Here is a 23444-nt window from a genome sequence, read left to right as displayed (position 1 = left end):
TCATCATCAGGCGGATGGCCGCGGCCTCGTCCTCGGCCGTCTTGCGGCGGGCCTGCAGGTCGCGGGCACGCGCGGCTTCATCGTCGGCGCGCGCCTTCGATTCGGCGGCGGCTTTCTCGCGCGCGTCGGCCTGGGCCTTTGCCACGGCCTGCGCGGCTTCGTCGGCGGCGGCCTTCGCCTGGGCCGCGGCGGCGCTGGCTGTGGCATTCGCGTTCGCGCTCGCATCGGCCTGCGCCTGCGCCTGCGCGGACGCTGCTGCTGCTGCTGCTGCGGCGGCGGCGCGTTCGGCTTCGCGCTTCTCCTCGGCCTCGCGCTCGCGCGCCTCGGCCTCCTCGCGTTCGCGGCGCTTGGCGGCGAGCTCCTCTTCCTGCCGGCGGATCAGCTCGGCCTGGCGGCGGGCTTCCTCCTCGCGGCGGGCGAGTTCGGCCTCGTCGGGGCCGGACGGCTGAGACGGCGTCTCGGGCGCCTCGACCACGGCCGTGTCGACGCCGTCGTCCCGCTTGACGAAGGTGCGCTTCTTGCGCACTTCAACTTGGATCGTGCGCGCCTTGCCCGTGGCGTCGGCCTGCTTGATCTCGCTGGTGGACTTCTTCACCAGGGTGATCTTCTTGCGCTCGGGCGTGGCGGTGCCGTGGGCATGCTGCAGGTAGCCCAGCAGCTTCTGCTTGTCGGCATCGGAGAGCGAATCGCTCGGCGACGACTTGGCCACGCCCGCGCTGCGGAGTTGCTCCAGCAGCGTGTCGGGGGACTTCTTGAGTTCGTTCGCGAACTCTGCGACGGTGGTACTAGACATGTGGATTCAGTTCCTCCGGCCGTTTCATTCCTGCGTCGCCGTGGCATTGGTGAACCAATGCTCGCGCGCCTTCATGATCAGGGCCTTGGCCTCGTCTGCCGACTGGCCAGTGATCTCGGTCAACTCGTCGAGCGCCAGGTCGGCCAGCTCGTCGCGGGTGTGGACGCCCGCGTCCGCCAGCTTGCCGATCAGGGTCGGGTTCAGCCCGTCGAGGTCGCGCAGGTCCTGCGACACTTCCTCGACGCTTTCCTCGTGCGCGATTTCCATCGTGAGCAGCGCGTCCTTGGCCCGGGTGCGCAGTTCGTTGACGGTGTCCTCGTCGAACGATTCGATCTCGAGCATCTCGGAGATGGGCACGTACGCCACTTCCTCCAGGCTCGTGAAACCCTCGACGATCAGGATGTCGGCGATTTCCTCGTCCACATCCAGCTTTTCCATGAAGAGCGAGCGCAGCTTCTGCTGCTCCTCGGCGGTCTTCTGCGCCGATTCGTTCGCATCCATGATGTTGATCTTCCAGCCCGTGAGCTCGGAGGCGAGCCGCACGTTCTGGCCGCCGCGGCCGATGGCGATGGCGAGGTTCTCCTCGTCGACCACCACGTCCATGGCGTGCTTCTCCTCGTCGACGACGATGGACGACACGTTCGCGGGCGCCAGCGCGCCGATCACGAACTGCGCCGGGTCCTCGGACCACAGCACGATGTCGACGCGCTCGCCGGCGAGCTCGTTCGTCACGGCATTCACGCGCGAGCCGCGCACGCCGACACAGGTGCCGATGGGGTCGACGCGCTTGTCGTGGGAGATGACGGCGATCTTGGCGCGCGAGCCGGGGTCGCGGGCGCAGCTCTTGATCTCGAGCAGGCCCTGCTCGATCTCGGGCACTTCCTGGCGGAACAGCTCGATCATGAACTCGGGGGCCGAGCGCGACAGGATGATCGGGGCGCCGCGCAGCGTGAGGTCGACCTCCATGATCATCGCCCGCACGCGGTCGCCGTTGCGCAGGTTCTCCTTGGGGATCATCTCGGCGCGGCGCAGGCGCCCTTCGACGCGGCCGCTCTCGACGATGATGTCGCCCTTGTCCATGCGCTTGACGGTGCCCACGAAGATCTTGTCGCCGCGCGACATGAAATCGTTGAGGAGCATCTCGCGCTCGGCGTCCCGGATCTTCTGCAGGATGACCTGCTTGGCGGCCATCGCGCCGATGCGGCCGATGGGCACGGACTCGATGCCTTCCTCGATGTACTCGCCCTCCTCCACGTCGGCGATGCGGTCCTTCGCATCCATGAGCAGTTCTTCGGCGTCGGGGTTCTGCAGGCCGGCGTCGTCGGGCACGACCAGCCAGCGGCGGAAGGTCTCGTAGTTGCCGCTGTCGCGATCCACCGCCACGCGGATGTCCACGTCGCCCGAGTACAACTTCTTGGTGGCCTGGGCCAGCGCGGCCTCCACCGCGCCGAAGACCACGTCGCGCTCGACGTTCTTCTCGCGCGAGATGGCATCCACCAGCATCAACATTTCGCGGTTCATTGCGACTCTCCTGCAGCTGTCCTGGGCCTGCGGCCCTTGAAATCGACGATGGGTGCGAGGCGCGCGTCCTTCACCTCGTCCCACGTGAAACCCAATGCCTGCAATGCTGCAGGCGCCTTTTTCTTCTTCGACACCCGCACGCCGGGTGCGGGAGGCGGTTCGTCGCTCCACACGATCTGCCAGCCCGCTTCGGTCCTGCCGAGCGTGCCGCGAAACTTCTTGCGGTTGGCCGCCACGGGGCCCGTCGCCGCCGCCGCGCCGATCGGCGCCTTCAGCGTGAGGTCGACGATCTCGCCGACGAAGCGGTCCAGGTCGGCCTCGCGCTTCAACGGCCGGTCGATCCCCGGCGAGGACACCTCGAGGCGCTTGTAGTCGACGCCATCGACCTCGAGCGCGAATTGCAGCTGGCGCGTGACGCGCTCGCAATCCTCGACGTTGACCGTCTTCTCCTCGCTTCCGTGGCCGCCCCAGGGCATGTCGATCGTGACGCGAAGCGTCCCCCCGGGTGTACGTTCGATGTCCACCAGGTCGTAGCCGAGGCCGGCTACGGTTGTCGCGACGATGTCCTGTAATGCCAAGTTCTGAGGTTGTACGATGAAACGGCCAAAAAAAACGGGCGGTAGATTCCGCCCGTTTGGGATAGAGGCCGGTATTGTAGCTCGCTACACGTTTGCCTGCAATGCGTTGGGAGGGCTCAAGACGCGGCCGCCACAAGCGTCCGCGCGCAACTCAAGACGCGGCCGCTACGAGCGTCCGCGTGTATACATCGCGTGGACTGTCGAGCACCTGCGCCACCGGGCCGGCCTCGACGATCTCGCCATCCTTCATCACCAGCACATCGTGCGCCATCGCGCGGATGACGTCCACGTCGTGGGTGATCAGCAGATAGCTCAGGCCTCTCTCACGTTGGAGCCTTTGCAGCAGTTTCAAGACCTGTTTCTGGATCGTGACGTCGAGCGCGCTGGTGGGCTCGTCGAGGATCAGCAGATGAGGTTGCACGATCAGCGCGCGCGCGATGGCCAGGCGCTGGCGCTGGCCACCGGAGAATTCGTGCGGGTAGCGGCCCAGCAGTCCGGGGAACTGCGCCTCGCCCAGTCCAACGTCCTCGAGCGTGGCGATCACGCGCTCCCGCCGCGCCGCGAGGTCCAGTGCGGGCTCGTGGACGAGCAGCCCTTCGCCGACGATTTCCTCCACCGTCATGCGCGGCGAGAGCGACGAGAACGGGTCCTGGAACACCACCTGCACCAGCCGCCGGATGCCCTTGTTGGCCGCCGAATCCGGCCCCCAGCGGGTGCCGACCAGATTGAGCTCGCCGACGTACGGAATGAGGCCGAGACTCGCGAGCGCGAGCGTGGACTTGCCCGAGCCCGACTCGCCCACCACGCCCAGCGTGCGGCCGGCCCGCACGGTGAAGCCCGCGCCCTTGACTGCCACGAATTCGCCCTTGCGGAACCACCCCCTGAATCCGGGCAGCGGCACGGGGTATTTGACCTGCATGCCGAGCGCCTGCATCACCGGCGCCGCGGCCACCGCGCCCTCTTCCAGGTCGCGCTCGGGCCGGCTGTCGATGAGCTTGCGCGTGTACGGGTGTTGCGGCGAGGCGAACACCTCGCGCACCGGGCCGTGCTCCACGAGGTGCCCGCTCTCCATCACGGCGACGCGGTCGGCGAACTTGCGCACGAGGTTGAGGTCGTGCGTGATGAGCAGCACCGCCATGCCGGTCTGGCGCTGCAGGTCGCCGAGCAGGTCGAGGATCTGCTGGCGCAGCGTCACGTCGAGCGCGGTCGTCGGTTCGTCGGCGAGCAGCAGGCGCGGCCGGCACGCGAGGGCCATTGCGATCATGGCGCGCTGGCGCTGGCCGCCGGAGAGTTGATGCGGATACGACTCGGCGCGCCGCCGCGGCTCCGGGATTCCGGTGGCGGCGAGCGCTTCGATGGCGGCTTCCCACGCCTGCCGGTTCGACAGGCCCTGCTTCAGCTGCAGAACTTCCGCCACCTGGTTGCCCACGGTGTACACCGGGTTCAGCGCCGTCATCGGCTCCTGGAAGATCATCGCGATGTCGTCGCCGCGGATTCCCAGCAGTTCGCGTTCGGGCAGTTCCAGCAGGTTGCGCGGTGCCCCGCCGTCCGGCGGGGCGAGCATGGCCCGGCCGGACAACCGCGCATTGAGGGCCAGGCGCACGAGACTGAGCGCGGTGACGGTCTTGCCCGAGCCGGATTCGCCGACGAGCGCGAGCTTTTCGCCGGGACCGATGTCGAAGTCGACGCCATGGACGACCTCCTTCCCGCCGAAGGACACGCGCAGGCCGCGAACTTCCAGCAGCTTTTCGGTCGCGCCCATCATGCGTCCGCCTTTCGGGGATCCAGCGCATCGCGCAACGCATCCCCCATGAACGTCAGGAGAAGCAGGGTGATCACCAGGACGGCAAAGGTCGAAAGAGAAATCCACCACGCATCGATGCTGTTCTTCCCCTGGCTCAGCAGCTCGCCGAGCGAAGGCGTGCCGGGCGGCACGCCGAGGCCCAGGAAGTCGAGGGACGTCAAGGCGAGGATGGCGGCGCTCATGCGAAACGGCAGGAAGGTGATGACCGGCGTCATGCTGTTGGGCAGGATGTGCTTCCACATGATCCGCCCGTTGCCCACGCCCAGGGCGCGCGCGGCGCGAACGTAGTCCATCTGCCGGTTGCGCAGGAATTCCGCGCGCACGTAATTCGACAGGCCCATCCAGCCGAACAGGCTCAGCAGCAGCAGGAGCAGCGCAACGCTCGGTGCGAAGATCGCGCTGAAGATGATCAGCAGGTACAGCTCCGGCATCGACTCCCAGATCTCGATGAAGCGCTGGAACGCGAGATCCGTCTTGCCCGCGAAGTAGCCCTGGACCGCACCGGTCACCACGCCGATGAATACGCCGATGGCCGTGAGCCCGAGGCCGAACAGCACGGACAGCCGGAAGCCGTAGATGAGCTGCGCAAGCATGTCGCGGCCGCGGTCGTCGGTGCCCAGCAGGTTGTCGCCGGTGGGCCGCGAGGGGTTCGGCTCCTTCGCCCAATAGTTCACCGTCTTCGAGCCATAGCGGATGGGCGCGTGGATCGCCCAGTTCCCGTTGCGGCTCAGCTGTTCGCGAATGAACGGGTCGAGGTAGTCCGTCTCGGTCTTGAAGTCGCCGCCGAAAGTCGTCTCGGGGTAGGCGGTGAGCATCGGGAAGAAATAGGTGCCCTGGTATCGGACGACGAGGGGGCGGTCGTTCGCGATCAGTTCCGCGAAGAGGCTGAGCACCAGCATCGCCGAGAAGAGGACGAGGCTGTAGAAGCCGAGCTTGTTGCGCCGGAAGCGCCGCCACGCGCGCACGCCCGGCGACGCCTGCGCTCCCGCCGGGACGGCTTGCGGACTAATCGAATTTGACACGCGGATCCACCCACACGTACATGAGGTCGCTCAGGAGCTTGGTGAAGAGCCCGATGAGCGTGAAGAGATAGAGCGTGCCGAGCACGACCGGATAGTCGCGGCGGATCACGCTCTCGTAGCTCAGCAGCCCGAGCCCGTCGAGCGAGAACAGGGTCTCGATCAGCAGCGAGCCGGTGAAGAACGCGCCGAGGAACGCCGCCGGAAAGCCCGCGATGATGGGCATCAGCGCATTGCGCAGCACGTGCTTCCACAGCACGCTGCGCTCCGAGAGCCCTTTGGCGCGCGCCGTCAGCACGTACTGCTTGCGGATTTCCTCCAGGAACGAATTCTTGGTGAGCATGGTCGTGACCGCGAAGCTGCCCACCACCATCGCCGTCACCGGCATCGCGATGTGCCACAGGTAGTCGACGATGCGCGCGCCCCAGGACAGTTCCTCCCAGTTGCTGGAGGTCAGGCCGCGCAGCGGGAACCACTGCAGCTGCCCGCCGAAGATCACGAGGAGTGCGACGCCGAGCACGAAGCCCGGAATCGCATAGCCGATCAGCACCACGAGCGTCGTGACGAGGTCGAAGCGCGAGCCCGCGCGCACCGCCTTCGCGATCCCCAGCGGCACGGCGATGAGGTAGCTGATGAAGAAGGTCCACAGGCCCAGCGAAATCGACACCGGCAACTTCTCCACGATCAGCGTGCCCACGCTCTTGTTCTGGAAGAAGCTGCGGCCCAGGTCGAACTGCGCGTACTGCTTGAGCATCTGCACGAAGCGTTCGTGCGGCGGCTTGTCGAAGCCGTAGAGCTTCTTGATCTCCGCGAGCCGCCTCGGGTCCACGCCCTGCGCGCCGCGGTAGCTCAGGCCGCCGCTTTCCGCGCCGCCGCTGCCGGCCGTGCCCGCCTTCGCTTCGGCCAGGTACTGCTCCACCGGCCCGCCGGGGACGAACTGCGTGACGACGAAGGTGACGAGCAGCACGCCGAGCAGCGTCGGCAGCATGAGAAGAAGGCGCTTGAGGATGTATGCGGCCATGCGTCTACTTCCTCCACCAGGTGTCGATCGCCCAGCCCTCGCCCTGCACGTACGGCGGCATTTCGGCCGGCCGCGCAAGGCGCCATGCGTTATACGCGAGGCGGTGCGTGCCGGCCGTCCACTCCGGCACCAGGTAATGGCTGTGGACGATCACCCGTTCGAGCGCGCGACAGGCGGGCAGCAGCTCCGCCTTGGTCTTCGCGGCCACCATCTTCGCGATGAGATCGTCGACCGCCCGGCTCTTGACGCCCGGAAAGTTGCCCGAATCCTCGGTGTCCGCCGCCTTGCTGCCGAACATGTCGGCGTACTCCTGGCCGGGGCTGTGCGTGCCCGCGTAATTGATGGTCATGACGTCGAAGTCGAATTTCTGCAGGCGCTGCTGGTAAAGGGCGAAATCGACCGCGCGGAAATTCAGCTGGATGCCGAGCTTCTCGAGGTTGCGCATCCACGGGCTCACGACACGGATGCCGCCGTCCTGCGAATCGAGATACTCCAGGACCATGGCCTCGCCCTTCGCGTTGCGCAGCTTGCCGTCGGCCTTCACCTCCCAGCCCGCCTGCTTCAGCAATTCCAGCGCCTTGCGCAGGTTGCCGCGCAGGCTGCTCGCGCCATCGGTGCGCGGAGGCTCGTACATGGGGCCGAACACGGCCGGCGGCACGTCCTTGCGCCACGGCTCGAGCAACGCCAGCTCCTCGGGCGGCGGCATGCCGGTCGCCTTGCAGTCGGTGTTGCCGAACAGGCCGCTCACGCGCTGGTAGGAGTTGTAGAACATCTGCCGGTTCATCCACTCGTAGTCGAGCGCCAGCCCGAGCGCCTCGCGCACCCGGTGGTCCTTGAGCTTCTCACGCCGCGAGTTGAGCACGAAGCTCTGGAAGCCCGAAGGCAGCCGGTGCTTGAGCTCCACCTTCACCAGCTCGCCGCTGTCGAAGCGCTTGCCGCTCACGCGCCGCGCCCAGTCGCCCGCGGAGAAGAATCGCATCAGGTCGAACTCCGCCGCCTTCAGGGCCTCAAGCCGGGCGGTGTTGTCCTTGTAGATCTTCACCGTGATCTGCGCGAAATTCGCCGTGCCGCGCCGCACGTTGAGGTTCTTGCCCCAGTAGTTCGGGTCGAGCACGTAGGTGATGTCCTTGCCGAAGCGCACCGGGCCGATCTTGTACGGTCCGCTGCCGATCGGCGGGTCCATCACGACCTCGTCGAACTTCTTGCCCTTGCCCCAGGCGCGGCTGAAGACGGGGAGTCCGCCCACGGTCAGCGGCAGTTCCTTGTTCGGCTTCCTGAACCGGAATCGCACGGTGCGGTCGTCCACCATGTCCACGCCCGCCACGTCCTCCAGCTGCGTCTTGTACGCGGGCGAGGTGTATGGGCTCATGAGGATGTCGAAGCTGTGCTTCACGTCGGCGGCGAGCACGGGGTCGCCGTTGTGGAACCGCGCGTCCTTGCGGATGCGGAAGGTGGCGGCCATGCCATCGGCCGACACGTCGACGTCTTCGGCCAGCAGGCCGTACGCCGAGGCGGTTTCGTCGAGCGAGCCGGTGAGCAGGCTCTCGAACATCAGCGTCGACAGGTAGGCCGGCGCGTTGCCCTTGATCGTGAACGGGTTGTACTTGTCGAAAGTCGAGACGCGCAGGTTGCTGACGAGGCGCAGCTCGCCCCCCTTCGGTGCGTTGGGGTTGACGTAGCTGAAGTGCGGGAAATCCGGCGGGTACTTGAGGTCGCCCCACAGCGCATAGCCGTGGGCGGCCCAGGCCAGCGGCGTGGCGGCGAGGGCGAGGCAGAACAGCAATAAGCGCATGAGGGGCATTCTGCCGTCAGTTTCGGCGACGCGGGAATGGGGTCGGTCTCTTCGAGGCCGGCGCGCATTATGCTGGTGGCCTCCGGCCCGTCCACCGACATCGATCCCATGAGATTCAAGCTTCTGCTCGCGTCCCTCCTCGCCTCCGGCGCGATCGCGCAGGCCGCCGTCGTTCCCGCCGGCGTGCAGCTCCACCCCACCCAGACGATGGTGCGCAACAACGGCTCGGAGCCGGAGACGCTCGACCCCGCGTCCGCCGAGTCCGTGGGCTCGAACAACATCGTGCGCGACCTGTTCGAGGGCCTGACCGCCAACGATGCGGAGGGCAGGATCGTGCCCGGCGCCGCCGAGAGCTGGCGGCAGGCGAACGCGACCACATGGGTGTTCAAGCTGCGCCCCAACGGCAAGTGGTCCAACGGCGAGGCGGTGACGGCCGACGACTTCGTCTACGGCATCCGCCGCTTCGTCGATCCGAAGACGGCGTCGAACTACGCGACGACCTTCGGCGCCTTCCTGCTCAACGGCAAGGACGTCGTCGCCGGCCGGAAGCCGCCCGCCGAGATCGGCGTGAAGGCGCTCGACAAGCTCACGCTGGAGGTGAGGACGGCCTACCCCATCGCCTTCCTGCCCAGCCTGATGGCGAACAACAACCTCGGCGCGATCCATAAGGCGACCGTCGACAAGCATGGCCGCGACTGGACCAAGCCGGGCAACCTGGTGGGCAACGGCGCCTTCGTGCTGAAGGAGTGGCAGGTCAACAGCCGCCTCGTGATCGAGAAGAACCCGCACTACTGGGACGCCTCGAACGTGCAGCTCACGCGCGTGACCTACCTGCCGGTGGAAGACGGCAGCGCCGACCTCAAGCTGTACCAGGCCGGGCAGAACGACATGGTCTACCAGCTGCCGCCGGGCAGCTTCGAGGCGATGAAGAAGCAGTATCCGAACGACATCCGCAATTCGCCGATGCTCGGGCTGCGCTACTACTCCCTGCACAACGGCAACCCCGCGTTCAAGGACGTGCGCGTGCGCAAGGCGCTGTCGATGGTGCTCGATCGCGACATCCTTGCGCAGAAGGTGACGGCCGACGGCCAGGCGCCGGCCTACGGCTTGATGGTCAAGGGCCTCGAAGGCGCGGACATGGACGTCTACGACTGGGCCGCCTGGCCGATGGCGAAGAAGGTCGAGGAGGCGAGGAAACTGCTCGCGGCGGCCGGCGTGAAGCCGGGCACGAAGTACAAGTTCGCGTACAACACGAGCGAATATCACAAGAAGATGGCGATCTTCGCGCAGTCGGAGTGGAAGTCGAAGCTGGGGATCGACATCGAGCTCGAGGCGATGGAGTTCAAGGTGCTGCTGAAGAAGCGGCACGATGGCGAGTTCCAGATCGCGCGCAACGGCTGGGTCGCCGACTACAACGACGCGACGAACTTCCTCGCGCTCGTGCGCTGCGGCTCCGACCAGAACAACAACTTCAACTGCAACCGCGAGGCCGAGAAGCTCGTGGAGGAAGGCATCGCGCAGACCGATCCGGCGAAGCGCCGTGCGCTGCTGACGCGCGCGGTGAAGACGATCATGGAGGACTACCCGATGATCCCGCTGCTGCAATATTCGATGCCGCGGCTGGTGAAGCCGTGGGTGGGCGGCTATTCCCTGTCCAACGCCCAGGACCGTTTCCGCTCCAAGGACTTCTACATCGTCAAGCACTGATGTGGCGCTACACCTTCCGCCGGATCCTCGCGACCCTCCCGACGCTGCTGGCGGTCGTCACGCTCTGCTGGCTGCTGCTGCGTCTCGCGCCCGGCGGTCCGTTCGACGGCGAGCGCGCGGTGTCGCCCGAGGTGCTGGCGAACCTCCAGGCGAAATACGGCCTCGACAAGCCGGCGTGGCAGCAATACCTGCAGTACCTGGGCAACCTGCTGCAGGGCGACCTCGGCCCCTCGTTCCGGTACGCCGACTGGTCCGTCAATGAACTGGTGGCGAACGCTCTGCCCGTGTCCGCGACCCTCGGCAGCGTGTCGCTCGTTCTGGCCGTGCTTATCGGCGTGGCGCTGGGCATCGCCGCCGCGCTTCGGCGCAACACCGTCGTCGATTACGCGGTGATGGCCATCGGCAACCTCGGCAGCGTCATCCCCTCGTTCGTGATCGGCCCGGTGCTCATCCTCGTCTTCGCCCTGTGGCTGAAGGTGCTGCCCGCGGGCGGCTGGGACGGCTTCCAGCTCCGCTACATGGTGCTGCCCGTCGCGCTTCTCACGTTCATCAACGTCGCGGCCATCGCGCGCGTGATGCGCGGCAGCCTGATCGAGACGATGCACGGCAACTTCATCCGCACCGCTCGCGCGAAAGGCATGCCCGCGCGCATCGTGGTGCTGCGGCATGCCCTGCGGCCCGCGCTCCTGCCCGTGGTGTCCGTGATCGGGCCGCTCGCGATTTCGTCGGTCACGGCGGCGCTCGTCACCGAGACCGTGTTCTCGCTGCCCGGCCTGGGCAAGCTCATCGTCACCGGCGCGGGCAACCGCGACTACACGCTGGTGCTCGGTCTCGTCGTGCTGATCACGGCCGTGGCGGTCACGTTCAACCTGCTGGTCGACCTCGCCTACGCCGCGCTCGACCCGAAAATCCGCTACGCATGAACGGCCGCAGTCCCTGGTCCGATGCCCGCCGACGCTTCGCGCGCAACAAGGCCGCGGTTGCAAGCGCCATCGTGCTCGCGGTCATCGCCCTCGCCTGCATCTTCGGGCCGATGCTGCTGCCCCACGCCTACGACAGCACCGACTGGGATGCGATGAAGCTCGCGCCCTCCATGAAGAACATGCACCTGTGGGGCACAGACGAGTCGGGCCGCGACCTGCTCGTGCGTTCGCTCATGGGCGGCCGCATCTCCCTCATGGTCGGCGTGCTCGCGACGCTGGCCTCCGTCGCCATCGGCGTCGCGTGGGGCGCGACGGCCGGCTTCATCGGCGGCCGCACCGACGCGATCATGATGCGCATCGTCGACACGATGTACGCCATCCCCTACCTGCTCATCGCCATCCTGCTCGTCACCCTGCTGGGCCGCGAGTTCTACCTCGTCGTGCTCGCCATCACCGCCTTCTCGTGGATGGACATGGCGCGCGTGGTGCGCGGCCAGACGCTGTCGCTGCGGCACCGCGAATTCGTCGAGGCCGCGCGCGCCATCGGCGTGTCGACGCCGCGAACGATCGCCTCGCACATCGTGCCCAACCTGCTGGGGGTGGTGGTGGTCTACGCGACGGTGACGGTGCCCGGCGTGATCCTCACCGAGTCGGTGCTGTCGTTCCTCGGCCTCGGCATCCAGGAGCCGATGACGAGCTGGGGCGTGCTGATCGAGGACGGCACTTCGGTGATGGAGGATGCGCCGTGGATGCTGCTGTTCCCGGCGGCCCTGCTTTCCATCACGCTCTACTGCTTCAACTTCGTGGGCGACGGGCTGCGCGACGCGCTCGACCCGAAGGAGCACTGACGTGGCGGATACCCTGTTGGAGGTCGAGAGCCTCGGCGTTCGCTTCGACGTGCCCGAAGGGGAGATCGTCGCCGTCGACGACGTGAGCTTCACCGTCGAGCGCGCGAAGACCTTCGCCATCGTCGGCGAGAGCGGCTCGGGCAAGAGCCAGAGCATGCTCGCGATCCTGGGACTGCTCGCCGCGAACGGCCGCGCGTCGGGCCGTGCGTCGTACGACGGCGAAGATCTCCTGGCGCTGCCGGGCAAGCGCCTGAACCGCATCCGCGGCAACCGCATCGCGATGATCTTCCAGGATCCGATGACCTCGCTCAATCCCTACCTGACCATCGAGCGGCAGCTGACCGAGGTGCTGGAAGTCCATCGCGGCCTGTCGCGGCGCCAGGCCGCGGCGCGCGCGATCGAGGCGCTCGAAGCGGTGAGCATTCCCGATGCCGCGCGCCGCATCGGGATGTATCCGCACGAATTCTCCGGCGGCATGCGGCAGCGGATCACCATCGCGATGGCGCTGTTGTGCCAGCCCGAACTGCTGATCGCCGACGAACCCACCACCGCGCTCGACGTAACCGTGCAGGCGCAGACGCTGCAACTGCTGCGGCGCATGCAGCGCGAGTCGGGCGCCGCCATCGTGCTCATCACCCACGACCTCGGCGTGGTCGCGGGGCTCGCCGACGAGGTGATGGTCATGCAGTCCGGCCGCATCGTGGAGCGGGGCGACGTCGATTCGATCTTCCATGCGCCGCGGCAGGCGTACACGCAAGCGCTCCTGGCCGCCGTTCCGCGGCTGGACCGCGACGACGCGCCGCGCGCCTTCGCGCCTTCGGGGAATGCGCCATGAGCGGGAATCACGCCACGGACGCATCGAGCGCACCTGCCGCATCGATGGCGACGGACATGTCGGCCGGCGCAAGCCCGTTGCTGTCCGTGCGCGACCTCCACGTCGACTTCCGCGTGCGCGGCGCGAATGCGCTGCCCTGGACGCCGATGCGCACGCTGCGTGCGGTCGACGGCGTGAGCCTGGACCTCCATGCCGGCGAGACGCTGGGCGTGGTCGGTGAGTCCGGCTGCGGCAAGTCGACCCTCGCGCGCGCGATCCTCGGGCTCGTTCCGGCCTCCGCGGGCAGCATCCGCTGGTTCGGCGAGGAGATGCGGGGCGCGCCCACCGCCGCGTGGCAGAAGGTCCGCCGGCAGGTGCAGGTCGTGTTCCAGGACCCGCTCGCTTCGCTCGACCCGCGCATGAACGTCGCGCAGATCGTCGCCGAGCCGCTGCGCACCCACGAGCCGCACCTGTCGAGGCAGGACATGCATCGGCGAGCGAAAGCCATGCTCGAGCGCGTCGGCCTCGCCGAAAGCCAGATGTCCCGCTACCCGCACGAATTCTCCGGCGGCCAGTGCCAGCGCATCGGCATCGCGCGCGCGCTCGTGCTCGCGCCGCGCGTGGTGGTCTGCGACGAGCCGGTTTCGGCGCTGGACGTCACCATCCAGGCGCAGATCGTCGAGCTGCTCGAAGCGCTTCAACGCGAGATGCGACTCGCCCTGGTCTTCATCGCGCACGACCTCGCGGTGGTGCGCCGCCTGAGTCGGCGCGTGCAGGTCATGTACCTCGGCAAGACGATGGAGGCCGCGCCCGGCGATGCGCTCTACCGCACGCCTCGCCATCCCTACACCCAGGCGCTGCTCGCGGCCGTGCCGGTGCCGGATCCGCGCGTAGAGCGCGCGAAGGACGTGCCGCTGCTGGCAGGCGAGCCGCCCTCCCCGCTCGCCCCGCCCTCCGGCTGCGTGTTCCGCTCGCGCTGTCCGCACGCGTTCGCACGATGCGTGCAGGCGCCGCCGCTGAAGCCCGCGGTCGATGGCAGCGTCGTCGCGTGCTGGCTCGCCTGAGCGGCCGCCGCCGGGTCAATCGAGCTTCGCCCCCGACATCTGCACGATGTCGCGCCATCGCGCCGCCTCGGATTTCACGAAGCCCGCGAGTGCCGCGTCGCGCGCATCCTTCAGCGGCACGCTGCCTGTTCTGCGGATCAGCGACGCGAACTCGGGTTGCGTCGCCGCCGCCGCAAAGGCGTCCGCGAGCGCATTCACGACTTCGGGGGGTGTACGCGCCGGCGCGAACACCGCGGACCATGCAATGAGCTCCGCGCCGGGCGCGCCGGCCTCGGCCATCGTCGGAACGTCCTCCAGCCCCGCGATCGCCGCGGTTCCCGTGACCGCCAGAGGCACCAGCTGCTTTCGGGACAGATAGGGCGCGACGGTCGGGCCATAGTCGAAGAGAAGGTCGACGGAGCCGCCCAGCATGTCCGCAAGCGCGGGTGCGGCTCCCTTGTACGGCACATGCGTCATTTTCGTGGCGGTGGTGTGCTGGAACAGCGCGGCGGCCAGATGCGGCGCGGTGCCCGCCCCGGCCGAAGCGAAGTTCAGCTTGCCCGGATTCGCCTTCGCGTAGGCCACCAGCTGCGCGACTGTCTTGAGCGGCAGCTTCGGATTCACGACGAGAACAAGCGGCGTCGCCGAGATTCCGTACACAGGCACGAAGTCGGCCACCGGGTCATAGCGGACGTCCTTGTAGAGCGCCAGGTTGGACGCGTGCGTGCTCGAGGTGCCGAACAGGATCGTGTAGCCGTCGGCCGGCTGGCGCGCGACGTGCTCGGCGCCGAGGGAGCCGCTTGCGCCCGCCCGGTTTTCCACCACCACGGGCTGGCCGAGCCGTGCCGCCACCGATTTCGCCAGCGTCCGCGCGGCCAGGTCGGTGATGCCGCCGGGCGCGAACGGAACCACGAAGCTGATCGGCCGCGCCGGCCATGCGTCGGCGGCATGGACCCCCAGCATCGCCATGGCGGCGAAGCAGCTTGCGAGAACGTTCCTCAATGTCTTCATTTCGGTGCTCCTCGTAGTGATCATCGAACGTGCTCCTGCGCGTCCTCGACCTCGGCCTCGGCCACCGCCACGGCCACGGCCACGTCCACGGCAGCGGGTCCGGCCGCCGACACGGCCACGGGCAAGGGCAAGGTCACGGGCAGACGCAGCGTGAACGTCGTGCCCGTGCCCGCGCCGTCGCTGTGGACGTGCAGCGTGCCGCCGAGTTCGCGCGCCGCAGCCAGGCAGCCGTGCAGGCCGAAGCCATGGCCGTGCTGCTTCGTCGTGAATCCAAGCGAGAAGATCCGCGCCAGGCTCGCGGCCGGGACGCCGCAGCCGTTGTCGCGCACCGCCACCTCGCTCCATCCGTCGCGCTCGCGCACGGCGATGTGCAGCCGGGCCGCGCCCCGGACGCCCTCCATCGCATGGCGCGCGTTCTCGATCAGGTTCAGCAGGATCTGCATGACGCGGGTCTTGTCGAGCGGCGCCGGGGCCAGGGCCCCCCAATCGCGCGTCACCTCCACGCCCTCGCGCGCGAGGGCGGCTTGGTGGATCCGCAGCGCGTCGTCGATCACTTCGCCGATCACGCAGGTCTCGACCGTGCCCGTCGCGCCCGAGTAAGCGTGCTGCACCGCCACCACGTTCTTGATATGGTCCACGCTGACGCTCAGGTGCTCGAGCTCCTTCAGCAGTTGCGCGCGCTCTTCCACCAGCGCGCCCGCAAGCTGCCGCACGTAAGCGGGCAGCAAGCGGCTTTTGCCGGGATCGCGCAGCAACTCGGCTCGCGCGACAGGCTCGCGCAGGAGGTCGGCGAGATCGCTCACCCGCGCCGAGCGCGAGCCTCGGACCTGCGTGGTGAGCACGTGCGCCGACACGTTGACACTCGTGAGCACGTTGCCGACGTTGTGCAGCACGTTGGTGGCGATCTGCGCCATGCCCGCTCGCCGGGCTGCCGCGACCACGTTCGCCTGCGCCTCGTCCAGGATTCGCTCCTGTTCGCCGACCCTGCGCTGCAGGCGCTCGTGCAGGTGCGCATTGCGCAGCGTCGCGGCCAGCTGCGACGCGACGACGCCGGTGGCGTCCAGCCGTCCAGGGTGGAACGCCCGGGCCGTCGTCGAATTCGCGAGGATCAGCACGGCGTCGATGCGGCCGTCGCTTGCGAGGGGCACGCCCATGAGCGACCGGCAGGGCATCGACCGGAAGAAGGGATCCCGGCGGAAGCGCTCGTCGTTGCGGACGTCCGGCACCACGAGCGGCAGGCCGGTTCGCTCCAGGTAGCGCAGCACGGACCCGGGCACCCCCTGCGCGTCCGCCACGACAGCGGACGAAGCGCGGTCCGGCTGGCCGTCCGCATGCGAGCGCAGTCGCCACGCGCCGCCCTCGTCGTCGCGCACCGCCAGCGTTACGCGGGTCGCGCCGGTCAGGCTGCACAACACCTCCGCCACCTTCAGCCAGATCCGCTGCGGGTTCGACTCCGTCCGCATGGACTCGGCGGCGCGCAGCAGGCCGATCAGGTCCACGTCGTCGACGGGCAGGTGCGGCCGCAAGGTGTCCGTGACCGCGATCCGCGTGTCGTCGGGCGCGGCCCCGATCTCGCCCGCCAGCTGTGCCACCTTCCCCGTCGCGCCCCAGGCGGCGTAGAGCTGCTGCGCCTCTCGCAGCAAACCCATGCCGGAGTGCGACAAGCCGCGCGCCAGGTGGCAGCGCGCCGCGCGCTCCGTGACGAGCGCCGCATGCCAGGGCCGCGTGGTGCGCTCGACCGCGGTCAGCGCGCCGTCGAACCGCTGAGCCGCCTCGTCGTGGCTCCCCAGCGCCCAGGCGCGCTCCGCCAGCAGGTGGAGGTGCATGTGCCTGAAATTCGAGGGCGAATCGATCGCGCGCTGTCGCAGCCAGTCGATGCGTGCGTCGATTTCCCGCAGGCGCGACGCGCGCATCGCCGCATCTTCTCCGCACTGCCGGAGTTCCCAGGCCATCGCGATCCCGCCCAGCCAGTGCGACCAGGTCGACGTGTAGAAGCTGGCGAACGCGTCGTGCAGGCCGAGTGCGAGCCGCGCGTCCCTCGCCAGGCGCGGCATGTCCCCGTAGATTGCATGCACCATGGCGGACCACGACGCGTCATACCATCTGCTCCACCGCGATCCCACGCTGCCGGAAGCATCGACGCTCGTCTCGGGGTCGAGCTCGGGGGCGGCGGAATTCGGCCCGTGCAGCAGTGCGTCGTGAAGCTTCAGATCCGCCTCGCACCGGTCGCGGGCCTGGCGATTGTCGAGGCGCCGCGCGAGGGCGAGCGAGGCATGCAGTTCCTCGGCATAGCGGCGCAGGGTCGGACCGCACTCGAAGATGCCGATGGCGACCAGCCGGCTTGCGAAGCAGGCATCCCGCAGTTCGCCCGACGCAAGCCACTCTTCGCGCGCCCGCTCGACCTCGCCCGCGCGGCGCTCCAGGGGGTCGAACCAGTGCAGGCCACCCAGTACCCAGTTGTAGCGCGCGCGTGCCGCGCACGATTCCCATCCCATGGCCACGCCCATGTCGATGGCCTGCCTCGCGGACCGGTACGCCGTGCGCCGGTCCTGCGCGTGGGACACGGCGACCATGTCGAAGTAGCTGAAGCACGCGACGAGGTCGGCGGACGGCCCGTGTTCCTCCCACAGCCGCCGGCTGGCGAACACCATCCACGCGAGGAGGCTCGCGTCGCGCCAGAGCGGCGCGAACGAGCCCAGCGTCATGATCATGCGGCCCGCGGCAGCCACCCAGGGGGGACATGCCTCCGCGCGGCCGCGCTCGCGCTCGAGGTCGAAGGCGTCGACCCAGCGGCGAGCGCGCTCGCATTCGGATCGCGCGTCCGGAAGGTCGCCAAAATCCGCGGGGACGTCCAGGCCGAGCGAGCGGAGCACCTCCGCGCCCAGCGCGACGGCCTCGTCCAGTCGGCCGCGGTTGGCGTTGCTGAGCACCTGGACGCATTGCGCATGGACGCGGATGAGGCCGGCATCGGTGCGCGCGTCGATCCTGCGATAGATCGCATCCGCGTCCTCGGGCCGGCCGACGAAGCACAGCGCGCGGTGATACGCGACCTCGCATCCTGCCACGGCCGTCGTGTCGTCGGCGTTCCAGCGGTCCAGCAGACGCAGCGCGGCGCCGAGCATGCGGCAGCTCGCCATCGGGTTGCCCAGGCGCTCGGCCTGCGCCGCCGCGGCGCTCAGCAGGTCCGCCACGCGCACGCATTCCGGCGAGCGCTGGATCACGTCGACGGCGAACACGTACGGGTCGGCCGCCAACGAAGTGAACCCGCGGGATTCGAGGCGCCGCGCGAGCGACAGGTGAAACGCCGGGCGCTCGGCCGGCGGCAGTCGCTCGTACGCCGCCTGCTGGACCGCGCCGTGCGGCCAGCGGAGCATGCCGTCGGCGTCGGGGCGCAGGAGGAATTCGCCCTCGAACAGCGTCTCGAGGCAGCGTGCTGCGACCGACTCGTGCGCCGCGCCCGCTTCGCTTGCGGCGACCGCTGTTTCGCGGCTCACCGGAGCGCCGATGCATGCAAGCGCCTGCAACAGCTCGCGTGGCTGCGGCGCCAGCGAGGCGATCCGCGCGGCGATGAGCTCCTCCACGCTCGTCGCCGCCAGGTAGCGCCGCACCTCCTCGGGTTCCCACGACAATTCGCCCGGGCCGCGGACGCGCAGCAACCCCCGGTCGACGAGCGCCTTGACGCGCTCGATCGTGTAGAGGGGATTGCCCGTCCCGCGCGCGGCTTCGGCATGCGCGACGCCGTCCGCGCGCGTCCCGCGATCCGCTGTTGCCTGCGCCGCCATCGCCTCGGCGAGCGGGCGCGCCGTGTCCGCGTCGACGCCGAGGCGCAGCGCGAGCAGCTGCGCCGTGTCGTCGAGTTCGAGCTGGTCGACGGCCAGCATGTGCAATGCCGGCGCTTCATCGATCCAGCGCTTCATGGCGGTCGCCATCGGGTGCTGCGCCGGCATCTCCGCGTCGCGGCAGGCTCCGACCAGCAGCAGGCCCTGGAGACCTGCGCCGAGGATCGCATCGATCACCCGCACGCAGAGCGTGCCGCTCCACTGCAGATCGTCGAGGAGCACCACGAGCGGTTGCGCGGGCGTCGCCGTGGCGCGCAGCACCGCGGCAACCAGCTGCGCCATGCGCGCCGCCGCGTGGGCCGGGTCTGCCTCCCTGGCGTCGGGCACGTTTTCGAGAAAGGGCGCGAGCGCGGGCACGATGCGCGCCAGTCCCGCATGGGGTCCGAGCGCGCGCAGCAAGCGCGGGCGCACGTCTTCGCCCCGGTGTACCGATTCCGCCGCGAGAAGACGGCCGAGCTCGCCAAGCAGTTGCAGGATTTCGCTGGCTTCGCGGTAGCCGCGCGGATCGATGCGACCGGCGACGAAGCGCCCTCCGCGCGCGAGAACGTAGGGCCGCAGTTGCTCGAGCAGCGTGGTTTTCCCGACGCCGGGGGGGGCCCATGACCAGCACGACACGGCACGAGCCGGCGGACGCGGCTTCATAGTGGGCTTCCAGTGCCTGCCGTTCGCGAACGCGGCCCACGGTGGGTGCGCTGGCGCCCGGCAAGGCTGCGTTGCGGATGTCGAACAATCCCTTCTCCGGTCGGGCGCGCTCGTTCGTGCGTCTCGGGCCCTCCCCGCGTCACCGCGCTCAGGTTAATGGGGCGAGGACTGCGTCGTCAACAGCGCGCGGGCCTTTCGCCGGGATTTCAGGGCGGGGACAAAGCCGAGACAGAAAGCCCGCGAGTCGCCGACGCCTGCTGGATCCGCACCACGTTCTGGATATCACCGACGTTGCCGGCGAGGTGCCGAAGCTCGGCAAGCATCGCCGCGCGCTCTTCGGCGAGCGCCGTGGCAAGCTGGCGCACATAGCCGGGCAGCAGCCGGCCCTTCTCCTCGCGCGCGAAAAAGCGGTCGTAGTCCGCCGCATGGGCGTCCACCAGACCCGCCACGTCGGCCAGCCGCGCCGCGCGCGACTTCCGCACGTGCCCGGCCAGCAGGTGCGCCGACACGTTCACGCTCGTGAGCAGGTTGCCCACGTGATGCAGGACGTTGACGGCGATCTGGGCCATGCCGGCGCGCCGCGCCTCCTCGAGGAGCCGGGCCTGCGCATCCCGCAGCAGCAGCGTCTGCTCTCGCACGTGCTGCTCCAGCCCGCCGAGCAGGCGCGCGCTCTCGAGCGACTCGACCAGCTGGCCGGCCAGCAGCGTCAGGATGTCGACGCGCGATGCGTTGAATGCATCGCGCATGGCGCTGTTCTCCAGCAGGAGCACCGCCGGCTCGTGGCCCTGGCGAGCCACGGGCAAGGCCAGCATGGAGCAGCACCGCAGGTCCCTGAGGCCGGGCTCGGCGCGAAACCGCGGGTCGGCCACGGCATCCGGGACGATCAGCGGCTTGCCTGTGCGGCGCACGTATCGCAGGACCGAAGCGGGTCCCGTCTCCGCCGACCCCGCGTGCAGCGCCGTCTTCGTCGCGCCAACCAGGCTCGCGACGATGTCTTCGACGAGGGCCTGAAGCCGCTGCGGGTTGCGCTCCGTCCGCAGGGCCTGCGAGGTCCGCACGAAGGCGAGCATGTCGGCGTCCTCGTGCGTGCGCACGGGGCGGTGGACGGCGTTGCGATAGGACAGCGCCGCGCCGCCCGGCCGTTCCAGCGCGGAGGTCATGCGAGCGACCTTCGCGAGGGCACCCCAGGCTTCGTAAAGCTGCCGGGCCTCGTGCAGCAGGCGGTCGCCCGACCACGTCCAGCCGCGGTCGAGATGCAGCCGCGCAGCACGCTCCGTGAGAAACGCCTGCTGCCAGGGCCGCTGCGTCTGGTCGAGCATCGCCAGGGCTTCGTCGAACAGGCGCGCTGCCAGGTCCGGTTCGCCGACCGCCCATGCACGCTCCGCGCGCAGGTGGAGCCACTGGTGACGGAAGTTCGACGGCGAGTCGATCATGCGCTCGCGCAGCCATTCGACGTGCGTGTCGAGCCGTTCGCGTTCGGCGGCGTCGCCCCCGCGGTCCCCGCTTTCCCGGATCTCCCAGCAGATGGCGACACCTGCGAGCCAGCAGACCCGGGCCGCCGTGTAGAAACACTCGAAGGCATGCTGGCCTTGCAATGCGGCGCGCGACATCCGGGAAAGGGATGGCGTGTCGCCGAAGATCGCGGCCGCGACCTGCATCCAGGTGGCCTCGTACCAGAGCTCGAGCGGACTGCCTTCGGGCAGTCCCGCGGCGACGGCCCGATCGTATTCGCCGCCGAGCGCGAGCTTGCGCACCATGGCGAGGTCCCGGCCATTGCGCGCGAGGATGCGGCGGTTGTCGGCGCGCCTCGCCATCGCGCCGGCCGTCTCGATCTCCTCGACGAAGCGCCGCAGGGTCGTGCCGCATTCGAAGTAGTAAAACAGGGAGCCGCCGAAGGCAAAGGCGGCATTTCGAAGGTCGCCCGACAGCAACATGCCTGCGCGCGCGCGCTCCGCTTCGTCGACGCGCCGCTCCAGCGGTTCGAACCAGTGCTGGGCGGTGAGCAGGTGCAGGTGGCGCGAGATCGCGGCTTCGTGGGGCCAGTCGCGCGCCTCGCACAGGTCCACCGCATGGCGCGTCGCCAGATAGCCCGTTCGCCGGTCGCCATGGAACGAGATCGCGACGATGGAGGCGTGCGCGAAGCAGCGGACGAAGCCCGGGCTGGGTCCATGTTCGTTCCATAGCGCGACGCTGCGCTCGATCAGCCAGGCCATCAATCCGGAATCGGCCTTCAGCACCGCCACCGTCGACAGCTGCATCATCAAGGCGGCGCACGCGAGCGCCATGGGATCCGTGGCTTCGGGCCGCGCGCCCTCGCGGCCGAGATCGAAGTTCCGCACCCAGTCCCGCAATGGCACGATGAAGTCCGGAACCGAACCAACCTCCGCCGGGGCCGGGCGCGCCCCACCCAGCCGGTGCAGCACGCGCAGGCCGAGTTCCACCGCTTCGTCGGATTGGCCGCGGTTCGCGAGGCCGAGGACTCGCGCGCCCGCGGCCTCGGCGAGCGCGAGCGCGTCCGGCCCCCGCGCTTCGATGCTCGCGTACACGCCGTCAGCCTCCTCCAGCCTGCCGGTGTTGCACAGCGCGAGGTGAAGGTCGATCTCGGACCGCGCTTCCGCTTCGACGTCAGGGCGCCCCGCCGCCCGTGCGCGCGCGAGCAGCGTCGTCGCGCCGACCAGCATCTGGTGGGACGCAGCGAAGTCGCCCGCATTGCGCACGAGCGCCGCGCCGCGCCGCAGGACACCGGCGACATGGACGCAATCCGCCGCCGCTTCGATGGCGTCGACGGCACGGACGAACTGTTCCGCAGCCGGCAGGAGATGGGACGCGTCGCGGTCGAGCCCGCGTCCGAGCGCCAGGTGGAAGCGCGCGCGCGCGTCCTGCGCAAGGCCCGCATAGGCGGCCTGCCGGATCCGCTCGTTCGCGAGCGCGAGCACGGACGAACCGGCATCGGCGTCCTCGAGGAAGTCCGCCGCGCGCAGGACGTCGAGCGCTGCGCGGAATTCCGAGGGCGGCATTGCGAGCGCCGCCTGCGCCAGCGATTCGTCGGTCCTCGTCCCCAGGCAACCGAGTGCCCGGAGAACGCGCACCGCCTCGCCCGGAAGCCGCCGGATGCGCGCGGCCAGCACGTCGTCCACACGCGTCGTCGCCAGGAAGCCGCGCACCGCCTCGTCGGCGCCCGGCGCGCCAAGGCACCCGCCCTCCAGAAGCGCCGCCGCCAGTTCGAGCGTGTCGCAGGGGTTGCCGGCCGCATGGGGCGCCAGCAGGTCCGCGAGCCCTTGCGCGGACACCGCCCCGAGTGCGCCGAAGCGATTCGCCAGGAGCGTCGCGATCTCCGCCGACGCAAGATTGCCTAGCGCCAACCGGACCGGCAATCGGCCCTCCTGCTGCCATCGCTCGAGGGCCAGCGAAAGGGGATGGGTCTCGTACAACTCGTCCTCGCGGTAAGCCATCGCGAAGACGAAGCCGCGAAGGTCGGTCGCGCTGAGGGTGGCGTCGATCAGGCGGCTGCAGATGACGCCGCCCCATTGCGCGTCGTCCAGGACGAGGACCACGGGACGTTCGCGGGAGGCGATCGCGCGCAGCAGGCCGGCGGCGACTTCGGCGAAGCGAGCGGCTGCGTGCGCCGGTTCCAGTCCACGGGTTTCCGGCAATTCGCCCAGGAGTTCGGCGAACGTCGGGATGACGCGCGCCAGGCCCGCGTGCGCACCGAGCGTGCGGACGACGCGGCCGCGCAACTGCGCGCGCTCGTCCTCGGGCTCGCGCAGCAGCAATGCGCCGAGATCGCGAAGCGCATCGGCAAGGGCCGATGCCTCGCCGAGGTGGCGCCGTTCGAACTTGCCGGCCACGAACCGGGCACCGCGTGATTCGGCAAGCGAGCGAAGGCGCCGCAAGAGCAAGGACTTGCCGGTGCAGGCCCGCAGATCCGGATGACTTCCGAGCCGCCGGACTCGGCAGCCTCGCAGGCGAGCCGAAGGCGTGCGAGCTGTGTCTCCCGGCCCACGAGCGCGGACTCGACCGGCATGAACCCTCCGCACCGCGCGAAACGCGGGCCTTGCTGCGACTCCCCTTCCTGTTCAAAGGGTATGG

14 protein-coding genes and 1 pseudogene are annotated in these 23444 nt (G+C 69.2%); 5 read left to right on the top strand and 10 right to left on the bottom strand.

The genetic code is table 11. The features are described from left to right. The 7 genes from AB7E83_RS21390 to AB7E83_RS21360 all read right to left on the bottom strand — a co-directional run. On the bottom strand, positions 1-793 hold a 793-nt coding region (locus AB7E83_RS21390; protein WP_428572836.1), incomplete at its 3' end, for a translation initiation factor IF-2 associated domain-containing protein. 24 nt (positions 794-817) lie between these two features. Next, on the bottom strand, positions 818-2314 hold the full coding sequence (gene nusA / locus AB7E83_RS21385; RefSeq protein ID WP_428572835.1) for a transcription termination factor NusA: 1497 nt from the start codon (positions 2312-2314) through the stop codon (positions 818-820). After that, the gene (rimP, locus tag AB7E83_RS21380) at positions 2311-2892 is read right to left on the bottom strand and encodes a ribosome maturation factor RimP (RefSeq protein ID WP_428572834.1); all 582 of its coding nucleotides are present in this window, start codon (positions 2890-2892) and stop codon (positions 2311-2313) included. Before rimP ends, nusA begins: the two co-directional genes overlap by 4 nt. Before the next feature lie 151 nt (positions 2893-3043). After that, a complete protein-coding gene (locus tag AB7E83_RS21375; RefSeq protein WP_428572833.1) occupies positions 3044-4654 on the bottom strand; it encodes an ABC transporter ATP-binding protein in 1611 nt (536 codons plus the stop codon). Beyond that, positions 4654-5718 carry an ABC transporter permease gene (locus AB7E83_RS21370; protein WP_428572832.1) on the bottom strand — a complete coding sequence of 355 codons (1065 nt, stop codon included), beginning with the start codon at positions 5716-5718 and terminating at the stop codon, positions 4654-4656. Before AB7E83_RS21370 ends, AB7E83_RS21375 begins: the two co-directional genes overlap by 1 nt. Beyond that, a complete protein-coding gene (locus AB7E83_RS21365) occupies positions 5702-6736 on the bottom strand; it encodes a microcin C ABC transporter permease YejB (RefSeq protein WP_428572831.1) in 1035 nt (344 codons plus the stop codon). The genes AB7E83_RS21370 and AB7E83_RS21365 overlap by 17 nt, the downstream gene beginning before the upstream one ends. 4 nt (positions 6737-6740) lie before the next feature. Next, the gene (locus AB7E83_RS21360) at positions 6741-8528 is read right to left on the bottom strand and encodes an extracellular solute-binding protein (protein WP_428572830.1); all 1788 of its coding nucleotides are present in this window, start codon (positions 8526-8528) and stop codon (positions 6741-6743) included. A gap of 108 nt (positions 8529-8636) precedes the next feature. Here AB7E83_RS21360 and AB7E83_RS21355 point away from each other — a divergent pair, with 108 nt between their 5' ends. The 5 genes and pseudogenes from AB7E83_RS21355 to AB7E83_RS21335 all read left to right on the top strand — a co-directional run bounded on the left by AB7E83_RS21355 (position 8637) and on the right by AB7E83_RS21335 (position 13884). Next, positions 8637-10235 carry a peptide ABC transporter substrate-binding protein gene (locus AB7E83_RS21355; RefSeq protein ID WP_428572829.1) on the top strand — a complete coding sequence of 533 codons (1599 nt, stop codon included), beginning with the start codon at positions 8637-8639 and terminating at the stop codon, positions 10233-10235. Beyond that, the gene (gene oppB, locus AB7E83_RS21350) at positions 10235-11158 is read left to right on the top strand and encodes an oligopeptide ABC transporter permease OppB (RefSeq protein WP_428572828.1); all 924 of its coding nucleotides are present in this window, start codon (positions 10235-10237) and stop codon (positions 11156-11158) included. The genes AB7E83_RS21355 and oppB overlap by 1 nt, the downstream gene beginning before the upstream one ends. Then, complete coding sequence (locus AB7E83_RS21345) at positions 11155-12006, top strand: ABC transporter permease (RefSeq protein WP_428572827.1); 852 nt, start codon at positions 11155-11157, stop codon at positions 12004-12006. The genes oppB and AB7E83_RS21345 overlap by 4 nt, the downstream gene beginning before the upstream one ends. A 13-nt stretch (positions 12007-12019) precedes the next feature. Beyond that, positions 12020-12838 (top strand): annotated as a pseudogene (locus AB7E83_RS21340) (ABC transporter ATP-binding protein); the annotation flags it as partial. Between the two features lie 47 nt (positions 12839-12885). Further along, positions 12886-13884 carry an oligopeptide/dipeptide ABC transporter ATP-binding protein gene (locus AB7E83_RS21335; protein ID WP_428572837.1) on the top strand — a complete coding sequence of 333 codons (999 nt, stop codon included), beginning with the start codon at positions 12886-12888 and terminating at the stop codon, positions 13882-13884. Between the two features lie 15 nt (positions 13885-13899). On the opposite strand, the gene AB7E83_RS21330 is transcribed toward AB7E83_RS21335, so the two are convergent. The 3 genes from AB7E83_RS21330 to AB7E83_RS21320 all read right to left on the bottom strand — a co-directional run bounded on the left by AB7E83_RS21330 (position 13900) and on the right by AB7E83_RS21320 (position 23392). Beyond that, positions 13900-14874: a Bug family tripartite tricarboxylate transporter substrate binding protein gene (locus tag AB7E83_RS21330; protein WP_428572826.1), complete on the bottom strand. Its 975-nt coding sequence runs from the start codon at positions 14872-14874 to the stop codon at positions 13900-13902. 20 nt (positions 14875-14894) lie between these two features. Further along, entirely contained in the window at positions 14895-19355 is a 4461-nt protein-coding gene (locus AB7E83_RS21325; RefSeq protein WP_428572825.1) for a trifunctional serine/threonine-protein kinase/ATP-binding protein/sensor histidine kinase, read from the bottom strand. Between the two features lie 206 nt (positions 19356-19561). Next, entirely contained in the window at positions 19562-23392 is a 3831-nt protein-coding gene (locus tag AB7E83_RS21320) for an AAA family ATPase (protein WP_428572824.1), read from the bottom strand. Positions 23393-23444: the final 52 nt, after the last annotated feature.

Origin of the sequence: Ramlibacter sp. (assembly GCF_050250995.1) — a bacterium.
Taxonomy (GTDB): domain Bacteria; phylum Pseudomonadota; class Gammaproteobacteria; order Burkholderiales; family Burkholderiaceae_C; genus Ramlibacter.
This window is presented reverse-complemented; position numbering and strand designations above follow the sequence as displayed.

Excerpts from the sequence above, each read along its gene's own strand:
- oppB (WP_428572828.1), top strand. The coding sequence starts at position 10,235 with ATGTGGCGCTACACCTTCCGCCGGATCCTCGCGACCCTCCCGACGCTG.
- AB7E83_RS21330 (WP_428572826.1), bottom strand. The coding sequence starts at position 14,874 with ATGAAGACATTGAGGAACGTTCTCGCAAGCTGCTTCGCCGCCATGGCG.
- AB7E83_RS21335 (WP_428572837.1), top strand. The coding sequence starts at position 12,886 with ATGGCGACGGACATGTCGGCCGGCGCAAGCCCGTTGCTGTCCGTGCGC.
- AB7E83_RS21365 (WP_428572831.1), bottom strand. The coding sequence starts at position 6,736 with ATGGCCGCATACATCCTCAAGCGCCTTCTTCTCATGCTGCCGACGCTG.
- AB7E83_RS21375 (WP_428572833.1), bottom strand. The coding sequence starts at position 4,654 with ATGGGCGCGACCGAAAAGCTGCTGGAAGTTCGCGGCCTGCGCGTGTCC.
- nusA (WP_428572835.1), bottom strand. The coding sequence starts at position 2,314 with ATGAACCGCGAAATGTTGATGCTGGTGGATGCCATCTCGCGCGAGAAG.
- AB7E83_RS21325 (WP_428572825.1), bottom strand. The coding sequence starts at position 19,355 with ATGAAGCCGCGTCCGCCGGCTCGTGCCGTGTCGTGCTGGTCATGGGCC.
- AB7E83_RS21355 (WP_428572829.1), top strand. The coding sequence starts at position 8,637 with ATGAGATTCAAGCTTCTGCTCGCGTCCCTCCTCGCCTCCGGCGCGATC.
- AB7E83_RS21360 (WP_428572830.1), bottom strand. The coding sequence starts at position 8,528 with ATGCGCTTATTGCTGTTCTGCCTCGCCCTCGCCGCCACGCCGCTGGCC.
- AB7E83_RS21345 (WP_428572827.1), top strand. The coding sequence starts at position 11,155 with ATGAACGGCCGCAGTCCCTGGTCCGATGCCCGCCGACGCTTCGCGCGC.